The following is a 684-nucleotide window of genomic DNA, read 5'->3' as shown; positions in this document are numbered from 1 at the left end:
ACGCCCACCAACTCATCGCGCAGGAACCGAGCCAGATCCGCAGGCGTCGGATAGTCGAACACCAACGTCGCCGGAAGCCGCAGCCCCGTAACCGCCTTCAGATCGTTGCGCAACTCCACCGCCGTCAGCGAGTCGAAGCCCAACTCCTTGAACGCCCGGCTGGAGTCCACAGACTGGGATCCGGTGTAGCCGAGCACCCCGGCCACGCTGCGCAGGACCAACTCCAGCAGCTCGCGGTCCTGTTCCACCGACGGCAGGCCGGCCAAGCGCTGTCCGAGCGAGCTTCCGCCATCGCTCCCGCCCGCATTGGCCACCCGGCGTATCGGCGCTCGCACCAGGCCGCGCAACAGCGGCGGTACGGTGCCCGTGGCCGTGGCCTCGGTACGCACGGCGGCGAGGTCGAGCCGCATCGGCAGCAGCACGGCCTGGTCCACCGTGCCAGCGGCGTCAAACAGCGCCAAGCCTTCTTCCGACGAGAGCGGGGCCATGCCGTCACGCGTGATGCGTCGCAGGTCGACCGCATCGAGGTGTCCGGTCATGCCGCTGGCCTGCGCCCACAGACCCCACGCCAGCGCCGTCGCCGGAAGCCCCTGCGCACGCCGCTGCTGGGCCAACGCCTCCAAGAACGCGTTCGCCGCCGCGTAACTCCCCTGCCCCGCAGCACCAAACGCCGCAGCCGCACCA

General features: G+C 70.5%; 1 protein-coding gene. It reads right to left on the bottom strand.

The window, feature by feature from the left end:
• Positions 1 to 684: beta-ketoacyl reductase (locus O5O46_RS35055; RefSeq protein WP_269859734.1), on the bottom strand; the 684-nt coding region annotated here is incomplete at both ends.

It is taken from the genome of Streptomyces sp. RPT161 (assembly GCF_027533845.1).
Taxonomy (GTDB): Bacteria; Actinomycetota; Actinomycetes; order Streptomycetales; family Streptomycetaceae; genus Streptantibioticus_A; species Streptantibioticus_A silvisoli_A.
Note: the sequence above shows the minus strand (reverse complement) of the source record. Positions and strands in the feature narration are given on the sequence as shown.